This window comes from Pandoraea sp. 64-18 (genome assembly GCF_001899225.1).
In the GTDB taxonomy this organism is placed as follows: Bacteria; Pseudomonadota; Gammaproteobacteria; order Burkholderiales; family Burkholderiaceae; genus Pandoraea; species Pandoraea cepalis.
In genome coordinates this window covers 81,144-102,297 of the sequence record NZ_MKVU01000004.1, presented here as the reverse complement: position 1 = coordinate 102,297, position 21,154 = coordinate 81,144, and the positions used below count along the sequence as shown (strand labels likewise).

Annotated in this window: 17 protein-coding genes and 1 tRNA gene; 6 read left to right on the top strand and 12 right to left on the bottom strand. The window is 64.9% G+C overall.

The features are described 5' to 3' along the window. Positions 1–30: 30 nt before the first annotated feature. The 5 genes from BGP02_RS01205 to BGP02_RS01185 all read right to left on the bottom strand — a co-directional run bounded on the left by BGP02_RS01205 (position 31) and on the right by BGP02_RS01185 (position 5,902). Positions 31–1,443: a flagellin N-terminal helical domain-containing protein gene (locus tag BGP02_RS01205; RefSeq protein ID WP_268567064.1), complete on the bottom strand. Its 1,413-nt coding sequence runs from the start codon at positions 1,441–1,443 to the stop codon at positions 31–33. A gap of 492 nt (positions 1,444–1,935) precedes the next feature. After that, complete coding sequence (locus BGP02_RS01200) at positions 1,936–2,595, bottom strand: response regulator (protein WP_017231583.1); 660 nt, start codon at positions 2,593–2,595, stop codon at positions 1,936–1,938. After that, positions 2,592–3,473 carry a sensor histidine kinase gene (locus BGP02_RS01195; protein ID WP_286797388.1) on the bottom strand — a complete coding sequence of 294 codons (882 nt, stop codon included), beginning with the start codon at positions 3,471–3,473 and terminating at the stop codon, positions 2,592–2,594. The genes BGP02_RS01200 and BGP02_RS01195 overlap by 4 nt, the downstream gene beginning before the upstream one ends. A 370-nt stretch (positions 3,474–3,843) precedes the next feature. After that, positions 3,844–5,238 carry a sensor histidine kinase gene (locus BGP02_RS01190; RefSeq protein ID WP_039829658.1) on the bottom strand — a complete coding sequence of 465 codons (1,395 nt, stop codon included), beginning with the start codon at positions 5,236–5,238 and terminating at the stop codon, positions 3,844–3,846. Then, positions 5,231–5,902, bottom strand: a complete 672-nt coding sequence (locus BGP02_RS01185; protein WP_026131524.1) for a response regulator — start codon at positions 5,900–5,902, stop codon at positions 5,231–5,233. Before BGP02_RS01185 ends, BGP02_RS01190 begins: the two co-directional genes overlap by 8 nt. Before the next feature lie 284 nt (positions 5,903–6,186). Here BGP02_RS01185 and BGP02_RS01180 point away from each other — a divergent pair, with 284 nt between their 5' ends. The 3 genes from BGP02_RS01180 (at position 6,187) to BGP02_RS01170 (ending at position 9,191) form a co-directional block, all read left to right on the top strand. Beyond that, on the top strand, positions 6,187–7,236 hold the full coding sequence (locus BGP02_RS01180) for an ABC transporter substrate-binding protein (RefSeq protein WP_017231587.1): 1,050 nt from the start codon (positions 6,187–6,189) through the stop codon (positions 7,234–7,236). Positions 7,237–7,405: 169 nt separating this feature from the next. Next, the gene (locus tag BGP02_RS01175) at positions 7,406–8,239 is read left to right on the top strand and encodes an ABC transporter ATP-binding protein (protein WP_017231588.1); all 834 of its coding nucleotides are present in this window, start codon (positions 7,406–7,408) and stop codon (positions 8,237–8,239) included. 82 nt (positions 8,240–8,321) lie between these two features. Then, positions 8,322–9,191, top strand: a complete 870-nt coding sequence (locus tag BGP02_RS01170) for an ABC transporter permease (protein ID WP_017231589.1) — start codon at positions 8,322–8,324, stop codon at positions 9,189–9,191. Positions 9,192–9,327: 136 nt separating this feature from the next. On the opposite strand, the gene BGP02_RS01165 is transcribed toward BGP02_RS01170, so the two are convergent. The 4 genes from BGP02_RS01165 to BGP02_RS01150 all read right to left on the bottom strand — a co-directional run bounded on the left by BGP02_RS01165 (position 9,328) and on the right by BGP02_RS01150 (position 12,842). Further along, positions 9,328–9,930, bottom strand: a complete 603-nt coding sequence (locus BGP02_RS01165; RefSeq protein WP_017231590.1) for a BPSL1445 family SYLF domain-containing lipoprotein — start codon at positions 9,928–9,930, stop codon at positions 9,328–9,330. Positions 9,931–10,212: 282 nt separating this feature from the next. Next, entirely contained in the window at positions 10,213–10,701 is a 489-nt protein-coding gene (locus BGP02_RS01160; RefSeq protein WP_017231591.1) for a hypothetical protein, read from the bottom strand. A gap of 42 nt (positions 10,702–10,743) precedes the next feature. After that, a complete protein-coding gene (locus BGP02_RS01155; RefSeq protein WP_039829662.1) occupies positions 10,744–11,550 on the bottom strand; it encodes a response regulator in 807 nt (268 codons plus the stop codon). A gap of 104 nt (positions 11,551–11,654) precedes the next feature. Further along, entirely contained in the window at positions 11,655–12,842 is a 1,188-nt protein-coding gene (locus BGP02_RS01150; RefSeq protein ID WP_261939567.1) for an ATP-binding protein, read from the bottom strand. A 219-nt stretch (positions 12,843–13,061) separates the two neighbouring features. Between BGP02_RS01150 and BGP02_RS01145 the strand changes: the two genes are divergently transcribed. Next, complete coding sequence (locus tag BGP02_RS01145) at positions 13,062–13,760, top strand: flagellar basal body L-ring protein FlgH (RefSeq protein WP_268567062.1); 699 nt, start codon at positions 13,062–13,064, stop codon at positions 13,758–13,760. Next, positions 13,760–14,293 (top strand): hypothetical protein, encoded by a 534-nt coding sequence (locus BGP02_RS01140; RefSeq protein WP_286797381.1) that lies wholly within the window; start codon positions 13,760–13,762, stop codon positions 14,291–14,293. The genes BGP02_RS01145 and BGP02_RS01140 overlap by 1 nt, the downstream gene beginning before the upstream one ends. A gap of 42 nt (positions 14,294–14,335) precedes the next feature. Here the strand turns inward: BGP02_RS01140 and BGP02_RS01135 are convergent, their stop codons facing one another. Then, entirely contained in the window at positions 14,336–18,010 is a 3,675-nt protein-coding gene (locus BGP02_RS01135; protein ID WP_286797380.1) for an autotransporter domain-containing protein, read from the bottom strand. Between the two features lie 631 nt (positions 18,011–18,641). Beyond that, positions 18,642–18,717 (bottom strand) — tRNA-Arg (locus BGP02_RS01130). A 318-nt stretch (positions 18,718–19,035) separates the two neighbouring features. On the opposite strand from BGP02_RS01130, the gene BGP02_RS01125 reads away from it, so the two are divergent. Then, positions 19,036–19,995: a c-type cytochrome gene (locus BGP02_RS01125; protein WP_286797378.1), complete on the top strand. Its 960-nt coding sequence runs from the start codon at positions 19,036–19,038 to the stop codon at positions 19,993–19,995. Between the two features lie 147 nt (positions 19,996–20,142). On the opposite strand, the gene BGP02_RS01120 is transcribed toward BGP02_RS01125, so the two are convergent. Beyond that, entirely contained in the window at positions 20,143–20,919 is a 777-nt protein-coding gene (locus BGP02_RS01120; RefSeq protein ID WP_268567053.1) for a metallophosphoesterase, read from the bottom strand. Between the last annotated feature and the right edge of the window lie 235 nt (positions 20,920–21,154).

Genomic DNA, 21,154 nt, shown 5'->3' with positions numbered 1-21,154 from the left:
GCCGGGCGTCAAACCCAACCCAACAGGCGCTTACTGGAGAAGCTTCAGCACTTGTTGCGGCAGTTGGTTGGCCTGGGCCAGCATCGAGATACCGGCTTGTTGCAGGATCTGCGACTTGGTCAGGTTGGCCGTTTCCGCAGCGTAGTCGGTGTCTTGCACGCCCGAACGCGCCGTGGTCAAGTTCTGCGTCGTGGTCGACAGGCTCGAAATCGTCGACTGGAAGCGGTTTTGAATAGCGCCCAGGGTCGATTGCAGCGTGTCGACGGTGCCGATGGCCGAGTCGATCTGCGACAGCATCAGCGTGGCGCTGTTGACCGTCTTCACGTCGGCTTGTGCCAGACTACCGCTCGTGGCGTACGTCGTGGCTGCCGTCGGCAGGCCCAGCTTGGTCAGCGTTGCCGCCGTACCGCCGCTGATCTGGAAGGCCGAACCCGAGCTGAGGTGCATCTTGCCCGTGGTGTCGACATACGCGTTCACGCCGCTGTTCGACGAGTTGATCGCATTGGCCAGGTCGCTGGCGCTGTTCATCTTGCCGGTGATGTTCGTGGCCTTGCCGTTGACGGTCAGGACCAGGTCCCCTGCGGCCAGCGTTTGCGAGAACGTACCAGCGACGGCGGTCGACGTGGTCGTCACACCGGCGGCGGCGCCTGCGACGGCCATGCCCAGCGTGGTGGCGTCGGCACCGGCGATCGTCATCGTTTGTGCCGCGTCGGTGTTGGTGATCGCGATTTCACCGGCCGAGTTGACCGAGGCGACGTTGCCCGTGAAGCCCGCGGATTGTGCGGCGGTGTTGATCGCCGTGGCCAGGTCGGCCGAGCTGTTGTACGTGCCGGCCTTGACGTTGACGGCGGCGCCTGCACCCATCTGCACGGTCAGTGCGGCAACGGTGAAGCTCAGCGGGTTGGCGGCGGACGTCGTTTGCGCGACCGAACCGATGCTCGAGATCGTCATGCTTTGTTGCAGGTTGACCGAGATGGTCTGACCTGCGTTGGCGCCGACCTGGAAGTTCGCCGTGCCCATCGAGCCGTCGAGCACGTTCAGGCCGTTGAACGACGTTTGCGTGGCCAGACGGTTCACTTCCGCCAGACGCTGTTGAACTTCCTGATCGAGCGCGGCACGGTCCGAAGCCGAGTTCGTCGAGTTGGTCGACTGAACGGCCAGCGTGCGGATGCGTTGCAGGTTGTCGGTGATCGCCGACAGGGCGCCCGCGGCGGTTTGCACCAGCGAGATACCGTCGTTGGCGTTGCGCTGCGCTTGCTGCGTGCCGTTGATCTGGGCCGACATGCGGTCCGTGATCGCCAGACCGGCGGCATCGTCGGCGGCGCTGTTGATGCGCATACCCGAGGACAGGCGCGTGATCGAGGTTTGCAGGCCCGACTGCGACGTGCTCAGGTTACGTTGTGCAACCAGCGAGAAGATATTGGTATTGATGACAGATGACATTTAGCCACTCCTTTCCCAAAATTTTTGGCTCCGGCTTAAGCGCCGTAACTTCGGCTCTACAGCCATTCGCCGAAAGCCGCCGTTGTAGGGGATATCGGACGGCCATTGGGAAAATTTAGGGTGATTTCACAAAATGATGTGTCACCCCCCATCGACGGGCCCTGTCGATGTAGGAAAAACGCTAGCGGACCAGTCTACAAAATTCTTCCCCGATCGATCCCGCAAGGAAAGGGGCAATCTGCCGCTTATTCAATCCCTGTAAGGCTTGGAGAGGCGCAGGCGACTGCCTGGCCCCTGTCGCGCGACCGCCAATTCTCGGCAGGTGGCAACGCTTTGAAGGCGCACGAGAAAATTTCTCGCCCGGGTGAGAAAGCGTTGCCGGACGCAACGCTGTCGACGACCGAGGTCGGTTCGGCGGTCCGAAATGCACGTGGCCCGCGTTCTCGGGCCACGTAGTGATCGCTTACTTCTGATTGGGTGGTGCCGGAGCGCTCAGGCGCAGAGCGGTCCCATCTCGGCGCTGACCAGGCCGTGTTGCATCACGTAATAGGTGAGTTCGGCGTTGTTGTTCAGGCGCATCTTTTCCAGCAGGCGCGTGCGATACACGCTCACCGTCTTGACCGAGAGCGAAAGCGCATTGGCGATGTCGGTCAGGCGCTTGCCCGAGCCGATCATGCAAAGCGTCTGATATTCCCGGTCGGACAGGCGCTCGTGCGGCGGTTGGTCGGCGTCCGGGCCGAGGTAGTCGGCGAGCGTCTCGGCGACCATCGGGCTGACATACTTGCGGCCCGCGGCGACCTGCCGCACGGCGGAGACCAACTGCTGGGCGTTCGAGCGCTTGCTCAGATAACCGGCCGCGCCGGCCTTGAGCGCCCGAAGCGCGAACTGGCCTTCACCGTACATGCTGAAGATCATGATCGGCAGACGCGGATGTTTGCGTCGCAGGGTCTTGAGAATTTCGAGCCCGTTCGTGTCGGGCAGCGAAATGTCGAGCAGGACGATGTCCCACTGGGCGGCGTCGGTCATCTCCAGCGCTTCCGCGCCGCAGTCGGCTTCGCCGACGACCGAGATGCTCCCGCTGTCGGAGAGCAACTGTCGCACGCCCTGACGCACGATGGCGTGGTCGTCGACGATGAGCACTCTGAGCGTCATGATGCGTATCCGTGAAGAGCAAGCGATTCCGGGGCATGATGGCCGGTCGCGGGTGCCGCGGCCGGGGACGACAGAATCTGGTGCCAGGGAAGACGCGCGCTCACGAGCGTCCCCGATCCTTGCGCACTGCCAATACGTATCGTGCCGCCAAGCGCCGTGCAGCGCTCGCGCATCCCAACCAATCCGAAATGTCCCTGCTTGCGACGCGCGCCGCGGACCAAGCCGCAACCGTCGTCGGAAATCGTGAGTTTGAGTGAACGATGACCGCCGTCGAGCGCCACCACTACGCGAGAGGCGTGTGCGTGTCGGGCAACGTTGGTCAAGGCTTCCTGCGCAATTCGATATAACGCCAGCACCGCGTCGGGCGTGAGCCTGGCGACGCGCTCGCGCGTCACGTCGTCGCAGCGCCAAATGCAGGTGAGACCGCTTTGTTCGCCAAAGCGACGCAGCCAGGCGCGCAACGACGCGACGAGACCGGCGTCGAGCGCGGGGGGGCGTTGGCGGCAGACGAGGTCATCCGCCGCGTCTTGAGCCGCGTTTGCTGCCTGCTGAATCTGGGTGCAGAGGGACTGCCACTCGGCGGCGTCGGCCGGGGCGCGCGTGGCAAGACGCGCTACCACCAATTGCAATGCCGTGAGGTGCGCCCCAAGTCCGTCGTGTATCTCCCTGGCCAGGCGCGTGCGCTCGGCTTCGCGAGCGGCGTCAATTGCGTGTGCCTCGGACTGTGCCGGCGCGCGCGAGGCGGACTCGGCGGGCAACGCCGTGTCGCACGCGGCCGCCAGACCCGATGTCGGCGTCACGGCGCGCGTGTGCAACGCGTCGTCAAGTGACACGCGACGTCTCGCAGCCTGTGCGGCACGATCGACGAGAAACGGCATGGAGGCAAATTCCTGAGAGAAAAAGTCCCGTGCCGCAACTTGCGCGCCGAGACCCCACCGAATTTAACAAACTTTACATTTCGTCACAATTACACGTGGCAAACAAGCACGTGACGGACGTCGAAGCATAACTCTTTGATTTGGATCAAAAAGTATTGGCTTGCTTAAGGGGAATTCTGCGAAGACCCCAAAATATATCAGGGTTTGTCCTAGCGCATGGAGTCGAGCCAGTGTTTCAAACGATTTTTTCAATCTAACCAACGGTAAAGCCTGAGTTTTTCTTGCGAATTCATACGGCTGCGAGTTTCTATCAGGCGGTGGTGCAGGCTTGCGGTGTGCGGTATCGGAGACGTGACGCCGGCAACGTCTTCTAAAGGGCGTTGCGTTCAGCCTCTATCGCGAGCGGTAGCGTCACGGTCACCATCAGACCGCGACCGTCGTCGCCCGACGCCAGCGTCACGGTGCCGTAACTGGCCGCCACGATTTCCTTGACGATGGCCAGCCCCAGCCCGGTGCCGGGCTGACCCGGCGGCGCATTGCGATAGAAGCGCTCGAACACACGCTGCCGCGCCTCGGCCTGGATGCCCGGCCCATCGTCGATCACGCGCAGGCGGGCCATGTCCTGAGGACTGTCGATGGCGACGGTCACGCGACCACCCTCGTGGATATAGCGGATCGCATTGTCGACAAGATTCATGACCATGGCGTGAAACAGCTCGCCATTGCCCTCGACCCACACGTGCGCTTCGGTCGTCTCCAATCCCAGATCGATATGGCGTCGTTGCGCAAGGGCGACGAGTTCCTCGAGCACGGCGGCGGCCACGGCCACCAGATCGACACGCGAGCGCGAGAACGCCGGCGTGTCGGCCGCCTCCGCCTGCGAGAGCAGCAACAGCTTGTTGGTGAGATCGGCCAGCCCTCGACTGCTCGTCTGCATGGCGGCTAGTACGTCGGCCAGCGCAGCGCGATCATCGAGCTGCGCCGCGAACTGCAACTGGGTATCGAGCAGCGTGAGCGGGGTGCGTAGCTGGTGCGCGGCGTCGGCCACGAAGCGCCGCTGTTGCTGCGCCTGTGCCGAGAGCCGCTGGATGCACAGGTTGATGGCGTCGACGATAGGTCGCAGTTCGGTTTGGAGTTGTCCGGCGCGAATGGGCACCAGTTCCTGCGGCGCGCGCCCGGCGACCTCGTCCTTAAGGCGAATGAGCGGATGCAGCTCGACCGTCAGCCCGATGAGCACCAGCAAGGCGGCCAGCGCGGCCATGGCGATCTGGCGGTGCAGCGACGGTTCCCACAACTGCGAGAGCATCGCGTCGTGCGCGTGCATCGTCTCGGCCACCACGACCGCGACCTGATAGGGTGTGCCGGCGTTGTACATCGTGCGCACATAATTGACGGCCCGAAGCGGTTCGCCATTCACGGTGACGCTGAAGTACGCCGGGGTCGTGCCGGAAAAGAGCGGCGGGCGCGGGAAATCCGGCGGGCCGGCGAGCAATTGGCCGTCTTCGGTGACGACCTGATAGAGCACCCGGTCCCGCGCCGGCGACGCGAACAGTTCGAGTGCGGAGGGCGGCACGCTCGCGCGCAGGGCCCCATCGACCCAGGTGAGTTCCCCGGCGATCACTTGCGCCGACGTGAGCAAGGCCCGGTCCTGCACGAGCGCGGCGGTGTCGCGCGCACTGCGATAGGCCTGCCACCCACTCGCGCCGATGTAGAGCGTGAGAGGCAGCATCAGCCACATCAGCAGCCGTACGCGAAGGCTAAGCATCTTTGGCGCGCAGCAGATAGCCCAGGCCGCGCAGCGTCATGATGGCTGCGTGGCTCGTCTCGAGTTTCTTGCGCAGACGATGGATATAGATCTCGATGGCATCGGCGCTCGGTTCGTCGTCGAGACCGAAGACGCCGTCGACGAGGGCGCTTTTGGCAACGGTCTTTCCCTGCTTGCGCATGAGGATTTCGAGCACGGCATGCTCGCGCGACGGCAGCGCGAGCGGCGCACCCGCGATCGTAAACTGTCGCGTGCCCGCGTGATAGGCCAGATCGGCACACACCAGATCCGCGCTCTGCTCGGGCGCATGCCGGCGGGCGAGCGCCTTGACGCGCGCGATTAGCTCGCGCACTTCGAAGGGTTTGACCAGATAGTCGTCGGCCCCCGCGCCGAGACAGTCGACCTTCTCGTCGACGGAACCGCTGGCCGTGAGAATGATCACCGGCACATTATTGCGACGCTCACGCAGCCGTCGCAGCACATGCTTGCCGCCGAGCTTTGGCAGCATGAGATCGAGCAGCACCACGTCGTACGTCTCGGTTTGCAGTAGACGGTCGGCGGCGTCGCCGTCGCGCGCGGCGTCGACCGTGAAGTTGTCGTCGCGCAGCATGCGGGCGAGCCAGTGGGCGAGGGTGTCGTTGTCTTCGATCAGCAGCAGTTTCATGACGGCAAAGGCGTAGGGCGACGCAGACAGCGGCGCAGACAGCGACGGCGAGTGTGCCCGCCGAACCGGCGCAAGCCAACAGCGGGTAAACACCCATCGGTTGCGCAAGAAAACCTGCATGGGACGAAAGCTCGATGAAAGCTTCGGTTTTCTACAATTCGCATCAAGGCAAAGGAAACGATTCAGAGGACCGCTGCCTGGGCCCTGTGGCAAACCACAGCGGTCGGCCGGCGCCGCAACGCGACGCTTGAGCCATTATCCCTAAAAACGATGGAGACACCATAATGCGAGCAAGCCATGGCGTGCGTACGCCGAAAGCCTTCGTGAAACCCGTTCTGGCCGCCGTGTTCGGCGCATCGCTGGCGCTGGCCGCCGTGCCGAGTTTCGCCGCCGACAGCGGCAAGATCACGATCATGGTGGGCGGCATCACCAAGATGATCTACCTGCCGGCCAAACTCGCCGAGCAACTCGGATACTTCAAGGACGAAGGGCTGAACGTCGAGCTGCTCTCGCAGCCGGCCGGTGTCGACGCCGAAAACGAATTGCTCGCCGGTGCCGTGCAGGCCGTGGTTGGCTTCTACGATCACTCCATCGACCTGCAAAGCAAGGGCAAGGAAATCGAGGCCATCACGGTCTTCGGTCAGGTGCCCGGCGAAGTCGAACTGGTCAATGCCAAGAGCCGCGACACCATCAAGAGCATGGCCGACGTCAAGGGCAAGACCCTGGGTGTGACGGGCCTGGGTGCGTCGACCAACTTCCTCACGCAGTACCTCGCGGCCAAGCACGGCATCACGTCGTCGCAATTCTCGGTGCTGCCCGTCGGCGCGGACAACACGTTCATCGCCGCCATCAAGCAGAACCGGATCGACGCCGGCATGACGACCGAGCCGACCGCCTCGCGTCTGATCAACACGGGCGACGCGGCAGTGCTCGTCGACATGCGCACGATGAAGGGCACGGTCGACGCGTTGGGCGGCGCTTACCCGGCGTCGAGCCTGTACGTGCAGCGCGCGTGGGCCGACACGCACAAGGAAGAGGCGACCAAGCTGGCCCGCGCGTTCGTGAAGACACTCAAGTACATCAACACCCACTCGGCCGCAGAGATCACCGAGAAGATGCCGAAGGACTACTACGCCAACAACAAGGCGCTGTACCTGCAGGCGCTGCAGAACTCGCTGCCGATGTACTCGCCGGACGGCCGCATGCCGAAGGATGGTCCGGAGACGGTGCTCAAGGTGCTCGCCGCGTTCAACCCGAACGTCAAGGGCAAGCACATCGACCTTTCGAAGACCTACACCAACGCGTTTGTCGACGCCGCGAACGTGCCGAAGTAAGCGTTCGATCTCGCGTCACCCTTTGATCCTGTAGTTCCGGCGCGCGCGTCGCTCGACGCGCCGCCACCCGAGCCGCCCGCACCCGACGACCGTCCGGTGTGTGGGCAGACTCACCCCTGAAAAACCGCAACGACACCGTTTGCCCTTCGACGTCACTGAGGAACCGGGCATGACCCAGACCATCACCCCCACTGCGCCGGCGCGCGCTGCGAGCCCTGTCTCGCGCGATACCCCGGCCATCGAATTCGACAACGTGTCGTGCCGCTTCATCTCGGCGGACGGCCACGCCACCATCGCGCTGCGCAACTTCAGCATGTCGGTCGCCCGCGGCGAGTTCGTCGCCATTGTCGGGCCGACCGGCTGCGGCAAATCGACCACGCTGTCGATGATCACCGGCCTGCTGCGCCCGACTGCCGGCAGCGTGCGCGTGATGGGGCAGCCGGTCAACGGCATCGACCCGCGCATTGGCTTCGTGTTCCAGAACGACGCGGTATTCCCGTGGCGCAGCGTGCGCGAGAACGTGGCCGCCGGCCCGCTGTTTCGCGGTCAGTCCAAAGACGCCGCTTACGCACTGGCCGACCAATGGATCAAGCGCGTGGGCCTGGACAAGTTCGGCGACCACTACCCGCACCAGCTCTCGGGCGGCATGCGCAAGCGCGTGGCGCTGGCACAGACCTTCATCAACAACCCCGAAATCCTGTTGATGGACGAGCCGTTCTCCGCGCTGGACATGCAAACGCGCACGCTCATGCAGGACGAGTTGCTGCAACTGTGGTCGTCAACCTCCGGCTCGGTGGTGTTCGTCACCCACGATCTGGAAGAGGCGATTGCGCTGGCCGATCGCGTATTCGTGCTCACGGCGCGTCCGGCCACGCTGAAGAATGTGTACACGATCGATTTGCCGCGTCCGCGCGTGATGTCGGAAGTTCGCTACGAGCAGCGCTTCATCGACATTTCGCGCGAGATCTGGGCGGATCTGCGTGAGGAAGTGAAGATCGGTTGAAGACGACGCCCCCGCCGGGGCATCGACAATGCAATTGCGGGCCGCGCATCGACGCGCGTGCCCACGCCGTCTGGAGGAGGGCATGAACATGAGTGAACAGGCCATGGTGGCAGGATTCAGTGACGCCGATCTCGCGCGCGAGGAAGCCAGCGCGCAGCGTCGCATCAAACAGCGTCGCGCGCTGGTGATTTTTCTGCGCGTGGCCATTCTGGTGATCGGGTTGGGCGGCTGGGAAGTGGGCGCGCGCGTGGGGTGGATCGACCCGTTCTTCTTCTCGCAACCGACTCAAATCGTTGCGCAGATCTATGAATGGTGTGTGGAAGGCACCTCGCAGGGCCCGCTCTGGACGCAGGTGTTCGTCACGCTCGAAGAGACCGTGCTGGGCTTTCTGATCGGCGGCGTGGCGGGTGTGATCTGCGGCATCGTGCTCGGCCGCAACAAGCTGCTCTCGGATGTCTTTAGTCTCTACATTCAGATCGCCAACTCGATTCCGCGCGTCGTGCTCGGGTCGATCTTCGTGATCTCGCTGGGTCTGGGCATGGCCTCGAAGGTGGCGCTTGCCGTGGTGATGGTGTTCTTCGTCGTGTTCGCCAATGCCTTCCAGGGCGTGCGTGAAGCCGACCGCTACATGATCGCGAATGCGCAGATCCTGGGCGCGTCGCGCCGTCAGGTGACGATGTCGGTGGTGATTCCGTCGGCGTTGTCGTGGATTCTCGCCAGCCTGCACGTCAGCTTCGGCTTTGCCCTGGTGGGTGCGGTGGTCGGTGAGTTCCTCGGCTCGAAGCAGGGCATCGGCCTGCTCATCTCGACCGCGCAGGGCGCGTTCAATGCGAGTGGCGTGTTTGCCGCGATGATCGTGCTTGCCGTGGTGGCGCTGGCGGCGGATTACCTGCTGACGTCGCTCGAGAAACGTTTGCTGAAGTGGCGTCCGGCGGCGTTCAGCACCGAGTAATGCCGACGGTCATCGTCTGCGCATAAAACAACGGCGCCATCCATTGCGGATGGCGCCGTTGTCGTTTGGCGTGGGACGTGGGACGTGGGACGCGAGGTCGCCAGATTCCTGAATGCCTCGCGGTCTCCGGGCGTCGTCAGATGTTGAGCTTGCTGACCTTTGTGCCTTCGACGTTCAGGTTGGCCATGAGACCGGCGTTGGTCATCACGATCACTTCGACCGGCGAAGTCGCGGTGTTCAGATCGACCGCGCCGTTCGCGCCGATCTTGACCAGGGCCACGGAGGCGTCGGCCCCCGCCGTCCAGCCGTCGGTGCGCTGGAATTTGTCGAGGGCGTCCTGCGTCATGAACAGGAAGATAATGGCCTTCGACTGCGCACCGATCTGCAGACCGAACGACGCCGTCACCGTGTTGTAGTAGCCCTTCGTGGCGCCGCCCACGCGCAGCGCGCCTTCGCCGTATTGGCCGCCCACGACGAAACCGGCTTGCAGCACCGACGGGAACACGAGCATGCCGCGCGACTTGTTCACCAGTTCGCGCGAGCCCGGTACGGACGCATACATCTTGTCGAGCGCGCCATTCACGGAAGCATCGATCTCACGGCGCTTGTTCGCGTTGGCGCCGGGTGAGCTGTCGCTCTTGCTGGCCTGCGACGGGGTGGTCGTGGTGCAGCCCGACAGCGCGAATGCAGCGGCGGCAACAGCGACGGAAGTCTTCATCAGGAATTCGCGTTTTTGCATTTTCTCCCTCCAGGTAGCGTGTGCCCCGTGCTGAGCACGGCGGCATGGATCCGGATAAAACGTCGGGCCGATGACGCATTCCACGCGGCACGCGTCGTGTCGGCCATGAAGCGGATGATGAGAACGATAATTCGGCATCCGACGGATGTGTCTGCGTGAAATCGTGGCAGACAACCCATCGGCGTGACGACGATTATGCGGTCTCTGACGTTATTGTCAAGGAAATAGGGCAACAAGTTCCGTTAACTTGCAGACATCTCTCGTCAACTTGTAGGTGTCCGCCTACGTGCACTTGCGCATGTACTCTTCCTTGAGCGCTTTGCGCGGGCGGGTGCGTGTAGGAATGTCGACGCGATCGCCGGCGGGCGACTCGACCCGGCGTCCGCGCTGGTAGACCGGCTTGTCCGGCGTGTTGGCGATCTTGTCGGCGAGCGCGCGACACTCGTCGCGCAGTGAGGGCGATCTCGCGCCGGACGCAGTCGCCTGCGATGCGGCCTGATCGCGCGCGGCTTGCGAGCATTGCTCTGGCGGCAGGGCGTGGCCGACGCTATCGAAACACACGGGCGTCTGCGCCCACGCGCCGCCGCTCACACCGAGCAGTGCGACGACGGTGGAAGCTTGCAGAAAACGTTTGATCGGCGCGTAAGACCGCGCAAGATCGGCAATGCCAAGCATCGACGCTGCGACGCCGTTTGGCGTGAATGACGCGGATGAGGTGAAGGCTGTGAGGGCAGTGGACATCGGGGACAACGTAGCGGCGCGGCGTGGCATCGTCGATCTCCTCAAGGGAACCGCGCTGCGGCGCGGGTGCGCCTATTCTGGCATCGCCCCGGCGGGATTGTCGATACCCGCGACGCCATGCCGCGCGGCGCCCATGCCCGGGCGGTCCGTGCGCAATTCGAGCCGATAGCCGACGCCATAGATCGAGCGCACGATTTCCTCGTCGGGCCGGATCGCCTGCAACTTGCGACGCAGGTTCTTGATATGGCTATCGACCGTGCGATCGGCCACCACGCGGTGATCGTCGTACATGCGATCGAGCAGGTGGGCACGAGGGAAGGTCTTGTCGGGATGGCTGGCGAGCGTCGCCAGCAACCGCAACTCCACCGGCGTGAGCGGCAGTTCGTGTCCGTCGAGCCGTGCGTGATGACGCATCGCGTCGATGACGAGCGCGCGCGGCGGTGCCGCGTTTGCAAGACTGGCGGTTCCCTGGGGGCCGAAGGTGGTACTGGCGGTACTGGCGCCTCTCACCCGGCGCAGAATCGCCTTGACGCGTGCCACGACTTCGCGCGGACTGAAGGGCTTGCAGATGTAGTCGTCGGCGCCGAGTTCGAGGCCCAGCAGCCGGTCCGTCTCTGCCGCGCGCGCCGTCAGCATGACGACCGGCACCTCGGAGAACTCGCGCACGGCGCGGCAGACTTCGAGGCCGTCCATGCCCGGGAGCATGAGATCGAGCAGCACCAGGCGCGGTTGTGTCGCGCGCACGGCCGGCACCACGTCGCGGCCGTCCGAGAGAATGCGGCAAGGCATGCCCGCCACCCGCAGGTATTCCGCGAGCAACGCGGCGAGCTTGGGCTCGTCTTCGACGATCAGAATCGGGGCGGTGTTGGAGAGGGTCATCGCGTCGGTCGGTGAACGTGGGGCGGAAAGCGGCGCCGGGGTCAATGCGTGCGAAGCGCCCGGCGACGGGTTCGGCGAGGTCGAAGGCATGGGCGAAGGGTTCATCACGAGCTCGCAAGGGCGGGGTCATCGAGCCGCGCGGGCCCGGGGCGGCTCGTCCCGCCGGGTGACCGGTCGCATCCGCCGCCGCACGCCCCCCCTGCGGCCGCAGGCGCAGGGCGGTGACGCGGCAGAGTGATCGTGAGTCCGAGACCCCCCAGTGGGGAATGCCGCGCGGCGATCTGACCGCCGTGCGCTTCGACGATATGTTTGCAAAGCGTCAGCCCCAGACCGGCGCCACCGCTTCGCCGGCTGCGGGATGCCTCCACGCGGAACAGGCGCTCGAACAGACGCGGCAGCGCGTCGTCCGGCACGCCCGGCGCAGAATCCTCGATCTCCAGACGCAATTGCGTGGCCGTGGCCGACAGGTACACGCGCACGGCGCCGCCGCCGTCGGTGTAGCGCAGCGAGTTTTCGAGCAGATTGCCCAGCAGTTGCGTCACGCGGTGGAGATCGCCGTTGATGATGAGCGTGTCGTCGGGCAGGTGCACGTTCAGCGCGATGCCCTTGGCGTCGAACCAGTCGCCGAACGCGGCCACGGACGTGGCGACGCGCTCGGTCATGTCGACGGGGGCGAACGTGTAGGTGAGTGCGCCGACGTCCGAGAGCGAGAGTTCGTACAGATCGTCGATCAGTTTGGAGAGCTGCGAGATTTCAACGCGCAGCGAGGCGAGGGCGTCTTGCGTGAGCGGGCGTACGCCGTCTTCCAACGCTTCGATTTCCCCGCGCAGGATCGACAGCGGCGTGCGCAGCTCGTGGGAAATGTCCGCGAGCAGGTCGCGGCGCGAGCGGTCGTTGCGGGCGAGCGTGTCTGCCAGGCGGTTCAGATCGACGGCGAGACGGGCGAGCTCGTCGGCACCGGCTGTCGGCGCGCGTACGCTGTAGTCGCCCATCGCCATGCGGTGGGTGGCCTCCAGCAACGGGGTGACGGGCACGAGCAGACGCCGGGCGAGATGCAGCGCCACGACACCGAGCAGCGCGACGCCGAGGACCGTCAGATACATCAGGTTGTCGCCGCACAGCCAGCGATGCCCGCCGAGCGCGGCGCGCACGGCGAGTGCCGTGGCCGTCATGGTGATCAGGCCTGTCGCGAAGAGCGCGAGGAAAAGCTTGCGGGTGATGCCGGAGTTCATGCGCTGCGTGGTTGGGCGAACGGTGATGGCGGGAAAGCGCGCCTGACGGGGCGAACCCATGGAGCTCTGCCGACGTTGGCGCGCCATTTTCTCAGCATCGGTGTGGCGCGCGGCGGGCCTCCACAAATTTTCCTCTATTTGTGCTTAGTGCCTGCACCTGCACTCCTTACTATTCCTCTCGACGCTGGCCGCCGTGTCGGCTGCGCCATCGATCAACCGTTCACACTATTCCAAGACGACCGGATCCGGCATCCGGGATCGGCGCGGGGGCGCCTCACCATGTCGAAGCTGTCGATGCTACCGCGCGTTGCGGCGCGCGGTGTTCTCCGGACGCTTGCGCTGCTGGCCGCCACGGGCGCCATGTTGGGGGCCTGCTCCAGCTCGTCGCCGGCGCCCACGCCGATGGGCATGATGCCCATGCCGCGCGTGGCGAACGTGCAGACGGGCGGATCCATCTACCAATCGACCACCGCCACGAACTGGTTCGAGACACCGGTCGCGCATCGCATCGGTGATCTGCTTACGATTGCGGTGTCCGAAAACTCGTCCGGTGGAAACAAGTCGCAGAGCGACATCTCGCGCAACGCGAGCGTGACGGGCAAGAGCGCCAAGGCCAATGGGGCCGATTCCGTGCTGGAGCGCTGGTTCAACATCGGTCAATCGGCCAGTGCCTTCAAGGGCAACGGCAACAACAGTTCGAGCACGGCGCTGGCCGGCACGATTGCGGTGGCGATCGTGGACGTATTGCCGAACGGCGCATATGTCGTGGGCGGGGAAAAGCAGGTCCTGCAAGGGCGCAATATGGAGACGTTCCGCTTTACCGGCGTGGTCAACAAATTCGACATCTCACCGGGCAATGTGGTCGCATCGAGCAAGGTGGGACAGGCCAAGGTGGCGCGCGTGGAGGAGGGGCAGGTCGCCGACGGGAGCAGTGGTGGCTGGCTGCAGGGCATTCTGCTCGGCGTGTCGCCGTTCTGATGAAACGACTGGCGATCGTGCTGATGCTGGCGGCGGCCGCCAGCGCCACCCTGGGCGGGTGCCTCTTCACGACACCGGTGCCGGTGCTCGCCGCGCAGGTGGCCTCCAGCATGGTGTCGACGGGCGTGATGCTGTCGGATCAACTGCCGTCGATCGTGCCGCCGACGACGCCCGCCGCACCGGAGCTGCTCTCGCAGAATGTGTGTATAGAACTGGCGCCCGACGGCATTTCCGATCTGCTGCCGGCGATACAGGGTCGCCTACGCGCTTATGGCATCGTGAGCACGATCTACAGCCCGGGCACCTGGCCGACGGGCTGCGTGGTGCTCAATTACTCGGTGCGCCGCGCCTGGCGCGATGCTCTGTGGGGCAACACGCCGAGCGAATACCTGGCCTATGCAACGCTGACGCTCAGCCGCAACGGATCAGTGATCAATACCGTGTACTTCGACGGTCGATCGCGTACGGTCGAATCGTGGTCGGCGTCAAACTCGCGCATCGCGCAACTGGTTGATCGGCTGGTGGTGTTTTGAGCGAACAAGGGGCGGCGACAAGCGTCATCCGCGCAAGGGCGTTCAGAACCGGTAACTCACCTTCAGACTCCCCGCCTGCGACGATGCGCGTGCCGTATTGACGAGCGCATCGTAGGCGAGCGAGATATCCAGGTGCTTGGCCAGTGTCACGCCGACGCTGGCGCCGAGCGTCAGGAAGCCGCGCGGCAAATCCGCACCCGATGCGACGAAGGCCGTACCGTCCTGCGAGGCCACGGTGATCACCCGGGCGACATCGAGCAGTTCGTGCGCGTACGCCACGCGGAACTGGACGTTCACGGGGCGCGTTGCGTCGCCGAACGCCTTGTCGAGCGTCACACCGACAAACGGTTGCAGGCTCCGCGTGTTGTCCGTGCCAACGCGCAGATTCTGTCCGCCCGCACCGCTTTCGTCGAAGCCGTTCGCGTGGAAGTAGGCGTAGCGCAGGCCGGCTCGAGGCGTCACGACAATGCCCGCGATCGCCATCGGTGCACTCGCCTGTGCCGCCGCCGTCAATTCCTGCCCGATATGATCGCCCTCGGCCGTGCCGATGCCCGCGAACGGGCGTTTCTGCGACAGGAAGTGAAGGCCGTACCCGACAGTGGCGGCAACATCGACCGCGCCCATCTCACGGCTTGCATACGCGGCAAGGCGCAGCGTGTCCCGTGTGCCTGAGCTCGCCGTGCCCTTTTCCGAAAGATCGGCATGGGAATAGCCGCCCGCCAGCCCAAACATGACGCGTTCTTCGTGCCGTTCCGCGCCAGCAAGGAAGCCGTATTGATTCTCCTGAAAGCCAGACTGAGCGCCCGAGCCATTCACACGTGCGTGCAATCCGGTGGCCGTGGCCCAGACGGGCGAGGTACGCGGCGCCGCGTCGCCGGTGGCAAGCCCTGTATCCACGGCGCGTCGCGTGGCTTGATCGAGAAGCGCCGCGGCCGTCGACTGCGCATTCGCCAGCGCCGCCGTGCCCAGCGCGGTGTAGACGCTCGTGTTTTTCGGCGCAATCACGATTGCGCCCGAGCTCCCGGGATCGCTGACGGACGGATCGACCAGCGACAGGATGACATCGTTCGCACCATAGGCGACCGACGATTGCAGGCTGCCAAGATTGGCGCCTGCCGCCTGCGCGCCGGTGACCGAAGAGAAGCGACCTTTGACGCCATTCGCCGCGGTCACCACCGTATAGCGTGTTGCCTGGTACGTGCCGGGATCGTACGTAATCGCCAGCACCCCGTTCAGCGTCGCGCTTCCCGATACCTTGAGCTGCGACGCCGCCGTCGGACTCACCTCGATCGCCAACGTTGCATTGGACGCCTGTGTGTAGTTTCCACTGATGCGCAACGTGCCGATGGAGCCTCCCGGCGCCACGATGCCGCCGTTGGTCACGCTGCCGATAATCGTGCCGTGCCCGCGCAACGTCCCTTGTGCGCCGACGGCCACGTCGCCGCCCAGTGAGGCGGTGTCGTGGTTGGCGTCGCCGACTTCGAGCGTGCCCGCCGCAACGCTCGTCGTCCCCGTGAAGGCCGTGCTCGCGCCATTGAGAACGAGCATGCCGCTGCCGAGCTTGGTGAAGGTCCCGCTGCCCGCAAGGTCGCCGGCATACGTACTGTTGCCTGAGGCATCGACGCTCAGCGAATTCGCCCCCATGAGCAGACGCGTGCCTGCCACGCCGCTTAATCCGGAGACCGCTTGCGTACCCGCAGCAGACATATCGAACGTCGCGCCGCTGCCCAGCATCGCAAGGCTCGTCACCGAAGACAATTGGCCGGCGCCTGTCAATGCCAGTGTGCCTCCATTGATCGTGGTCGCGCCGGTGTAGACGTTCGCGGCCGAGAGCGTCTGTGTGCCGCCATTCAATGTCAGCCCACCGGAGCCGCCGATGCTGCCGGAGAAGACGCCCGAGGCGTTCGTGAGCGTAAGGGTGCGGGCCCCGAGCGCGACCGACCCACTGCCGGCGATGCCCGTGAGCGACGCGCCGTTTGTCGTTGCCGAAATGTCGAGCGCGCCGTTACTGGTCACGCCACTCGATGCTGCGACACTGCCGCCGCCGCTGAGCTTGAGCGTGGCCCCGCTGTCGACCACGGTCGCGCCGGTGTAGGTGCTGGTGCCTGTCAGCGTCTGGGTGCCGGCGGCCACCCGAACGCCGCCCGTGCCGTCGATGACGCCGTCGAACGTGCCGGCCGCGTTGGTGAGCGACAGTGACTGTGCGCCAAGCCGCACCGTACCCGCGCCTGAAAGCGCCTTGATCGACGTCCCCGACGTGACGGCGGATATATCGAGCACCGAATTCAGCACGACGCCGGACGAAGCCGCGATGCTGCCGCTTCCCGCCAGGGCGAGTGTGCCATTGCTGATCGTGGTCGCCCCCGTATACGTGTTGATGCCCGAAATCGTCAACGTGTTGCCGCCCACGACACTGAGCGAGCCAGCCCCGGAAATCACGCCCGACATCGTCAAGCCGGTCGACGCCGTGGAGACGGTCGCGCGCGACGCCGCGTCGCTCAGAATGACATCGTTGTTCAGTGTCAGCCCTGTGTTGCTTGCGGCAATGGTGGCCGTCGCCCCCGCGTCGAAGAGCAGCGTTCCGAGGATCGAGGAGCCCGTCAGCAGATTCAGCGAATTGTCCGTGCCGCCAAACTTGATCGCCGCCGCTCGGGTCCCACCTGCGCCGGTCAGCGCACCCATGATGAGACCTGCGTTCGTGATCGAATCCATGCCACGCGTCACCACGCCGACACCGCCTCCGATGCCCATACCGCCCGAGATCGTTCCGATATTGGCGAGGGAATTGTGGGTTTGGGCAAGATCGACCCCAGTGCCCCCGGCGCCGCCTGCCGCGGACCCCGAGGCGCCCGCGCCCGCGGCCCCGCCTGCGCCGCCCGTGATCGTGCCGGTGTTTACGATGGACGCACTGCCGCCGAGCGAGAGCAGGCCGTCGCCGCCAGCGCCGCCGCCGCCGCTGAACCCACCGGAACCCCCGGTGCCGCCGACGCCCCCGGTAATCGTCCCGTTGTTGGTGATCGTCGCTGCGACCCCGGCCGAGGTGAGTCCGCTACCCCCGCCGCCACCGCCCCCGCCGTTGCCGCTCACGCCGTTGGTGGTATTACCCCCGTTGCCCCCAGCCCCGCCCGTGACCGCTGCCGCGCCTGCGACGGTGATGTTGCTGCCAAGGTAATAAAGGCCGGTGTTGCCGCCGTTCCCGCCGCTTCCGAAGTTGGTTCCGTCCGGTCCCGTGTTGCCGGCGTCGCCCGTCACGGGGGCGTTGATAACGATGTTGCTGGAGGCGATCACTTGCGCGGGACCGTTGGCTGTCGCGGCAGCGACGTCTCCGGTTGCGCCCGCGCCGCCGGTACCGAGGGCCCCCCAGCTTCCCGGGTCCTGTACGGTCACGGTGCTGGCGTCGAGGTGGCTGGAGCCGCCGCCCTGGCCATTTCCGGCGCCGCCCGCGCCGCTTCGACCCGGGAAACCGTCGCCGCCCGGTGCACCGCAGCCGCTGGTGTCGCTGGGCGTGCAGGCCGCGGCCCAGACAGGGGCTGCAGCCCCGGCGAGGGCCAGCGCAATGGCCGTGCTCCCGACCGTTCGAATGAACCCCTGACCCGTCGGTCCTCGGGCTGGACGTCGCGCCGGCACAAAGCCGAAATGTGGAGCCGAAGACGTCACCGACGTCGTAGCGGCGAGCTGCGCCTGACGGGCTGCGCACCCGAGTTTGCCTTGGACCACGAATAATCTCTCGTATCGCGCCGTGCATGGCGACCGGTGACCGAGAAGCTACGGCCTTTCCCCCGCACTACGGCAGACATGGGACGCCAATGCTCAGGAAGACCGCGCCTATTTCGATGGATGAGCATCGGTGCGTGCGCTATTTGAGTGCGCATAGGACACCGAATGTAATACAAAGGAAGGTAACTCGCTATAAGGGTGACGTTTCCCTGCGACGGTGTCCCGCGGTGAAGTGGGCGGTGAGGCTTCAGGCGGCCAGATGGCGGTTCGCGCCTGGTCGGCCATTCTTGCCCTTTCAGCCGCGTCAGGATGGCGCGGCCCAGCCGAACCCATCTTCCTTCTGGACAAACTTTGGGAATCCGTTGGCAGCGCACACCGCGTTGCCGTTGGGCCAGCGCCGTTCAGCTGTCCGGACAATCATCCTGCCGGGCGGCAAGCACCTATCGAGCCATTGCGGCCCGCCGTCTTTTTGTATCAGGTCATTGGCGACGAGCATATGCACGCCGGACGTAGGAATGTCCGTCCGAGTCTTCGGACACGGAGCCATCAAGGCGTTCAATTCCGGCGGCGCCGCATATTCCGGATGCCCGCCGAATGCAGAATGAGAGCGGATGTAAGTGCTTGATTTGATTGGCGCGCCCGACTGGAATCGAACCAGTGACCCTCGGCTTCGGAGGCCGATACTCTATCCCCTGAGCTACGGGCGCTATGCTGACCACCGGGGGAGAAGGCGCGAACGCGCGACCGGTAGGCAAAGAGGTAGAAGCATAGCGGTTTTGCCGCGCGCCGTCCATGCCCTGTGCATCGTCTCGCCACACAATGCGGCAATTCGTTGCCAAGCGCCGCGTGAGCGCGGATTTACTGTACATGCAGTACCCCCGCACTTCGCGCACGAAGCACGCGGAACACCGCTTTGGCTTTCGCGTAAGCTAGGGAAAATACGGGACTTTTGCGGCGTCTGCGCACCGCCTTGGCGTGTCATCGGTCAAGGGTTTGTTGCTACAATGGCTCGATATTTTGACCGGATGGCGCCAGCCGCCCGGGGTGATGCACTCGGTTTCCACAAAAATACTATTGAGAGATCCCGCATGAGTGAAGCACATAACGAGCATGAGTCTCTGATCAAAACACCCAAGCAGCTCATCGCCGCCGTCGTTGCGGGTTTCCTGGTTCCGATCGTCATCATCGTCCTGCTGGTCAATTACGTCGGCAATAACGCCCTGACCGGTGCCGGCAGTTCCGCCATGACCGAACAGGCCATCGCCGAGCGCATCGCGCCCGTCGCCAAGGTCGATATCAAGGACGCCAACGCACCACGCGTCTATCAGACCGGCGAACAACTCTACAAAGCCGTCTGCGCCGCCTGTCACGCATCGGGCGCAGCCGGCGCGCCGAAAGTCGGCACGGCCGACTGGGCGCCGCGCATCGCACAGGGCTACGATGGCATGCTCAAGATCGCTCTCGCCGGCAAAGGCGCCATGCCCGCGCGTGGCGGCACCAGCCCCGACGACGTGACGGACTACGAAATCGGCCGAGCGATCGTCTACATGGCCAACGCCTCCGGCGGCAAGTTGCAAGAACCGGCTGCCCCGGCACAGCCCGCGTCGGGCGCTGCAGCGCCCGCCCCGGCATCGGCGGCACCCGATGCAGCTTCCGGCGCCGACGCCAGCACAGCCGCCGCCGCCGCCGCGATGGCCTCGCTCAAGACCGCCCCCCCGGCCGCCGCCGGCGCAGGCAGTAATCTCGAAGCGGGCAAGAAGCTCTACAACACCGTTTGTATGGCCTGCCACGCGAGCGGCGTGATGAACGCCCCGAAGTTCGGCGACAAGGCCGCATGGGCCCCGCGCATCGCCACCGGCATCGATACGCTGCACAACGCGGCCCTCCATGGCCTGAACGCCATGCCGCCGAAGGGCGGTGCCGCCAACGCGTCGGACGACGACGTCAAGGCCGCCGTTGATTACATGGTGAGCGCGGCTAAGTAAATCGCCAAGTCAGCGGTCAGGTAAGCGCTCAAGCGCCAAGTCTGGCGTGAATCGCTCGGCACCCACAAGAATCCCCGCTTCGGCGGGGATTCTTGTTTCTGGCGTCCGACGAGCAGCGTCCAACTACCCATGGCGAGGGAGGCTGGATTACACCCGCACCGTCAGCGTCGGATCGAACGCCGCGTTTTCGACGCGTCCCTCGAAGCAATAGCCGCGCGGATTGCACAGCACCCGGGTCGCGCCGACGCGGTAGTCAAACGAATCGTGCGTATGGCCGTGAATCCACAACGCCGCCTCGGAGGCTTCGACGAATGAGGTCAAATCCGAAATAAACGCCGGATTGACGAGCGACCCTGCGAAACGGGGATGGATGCTCTGCGGCGTTGGCGCATGATGCGTGACCACGATGGTCGGGCCGTCGTGCGGTGCGGCGAGCACGCGCGCAAGCCAGGCGACGTTTTCACGGCACAGCGCCGCGCAGTCGTCCGGCGAGAAGAACGGCAGATCCGCCCACGGCACCGCCGGATCGCCCACGCGAATGCGTGTGAAGTCGCGTACGAATTTGCGTGACTCCTCTACGACGTCGTCGTGCTTGCCGTCGGCATCGTACAACGCGAAGTCCGTCCATAACGTCGTGCCGACAAAGCGCACGCCGCCAATCACCTCCGATCGTCGCTCAAGCAGATGCACGTTCGTGCCCGCGCTCAGGTGCCGCAAGTCGGCCAGCGTGCCCGCCAGTGTCGCGCCGTAGAACTCGTGATTTCCGGGAACGTAGATGACGGGGCGCCCCAACGCTTTCGCCCACTCGATGGCTTGCGCCGGTCGGCCGATGTCGCCGGCGAGAATCGTGACGTCGGCGTCCACCTCGGGAATGGCCAACGGCGCCACGGACAAATGCAGGTCGGACAGGATATGCAGTTTCACGCACCAGCTCCACAAAGTCTTGGGATCGGTGCCGCACACGCGCCGCCGCCGTGTGCGCCGAGCGCATCACGTGAGCGCGGGCGGTGTGGGCATTGGGTCGAAATCAAGGCAATTCACGTTTTGTTTCGCCCGTTTTCTACCGACTATCGCCCGCGTCACGCCGATGGTCAAGATGTCTTTGTCATCGGCAGGATGCGCTTCTATAGTGAAACTTCACCTGACGAGTGGAGGCGAG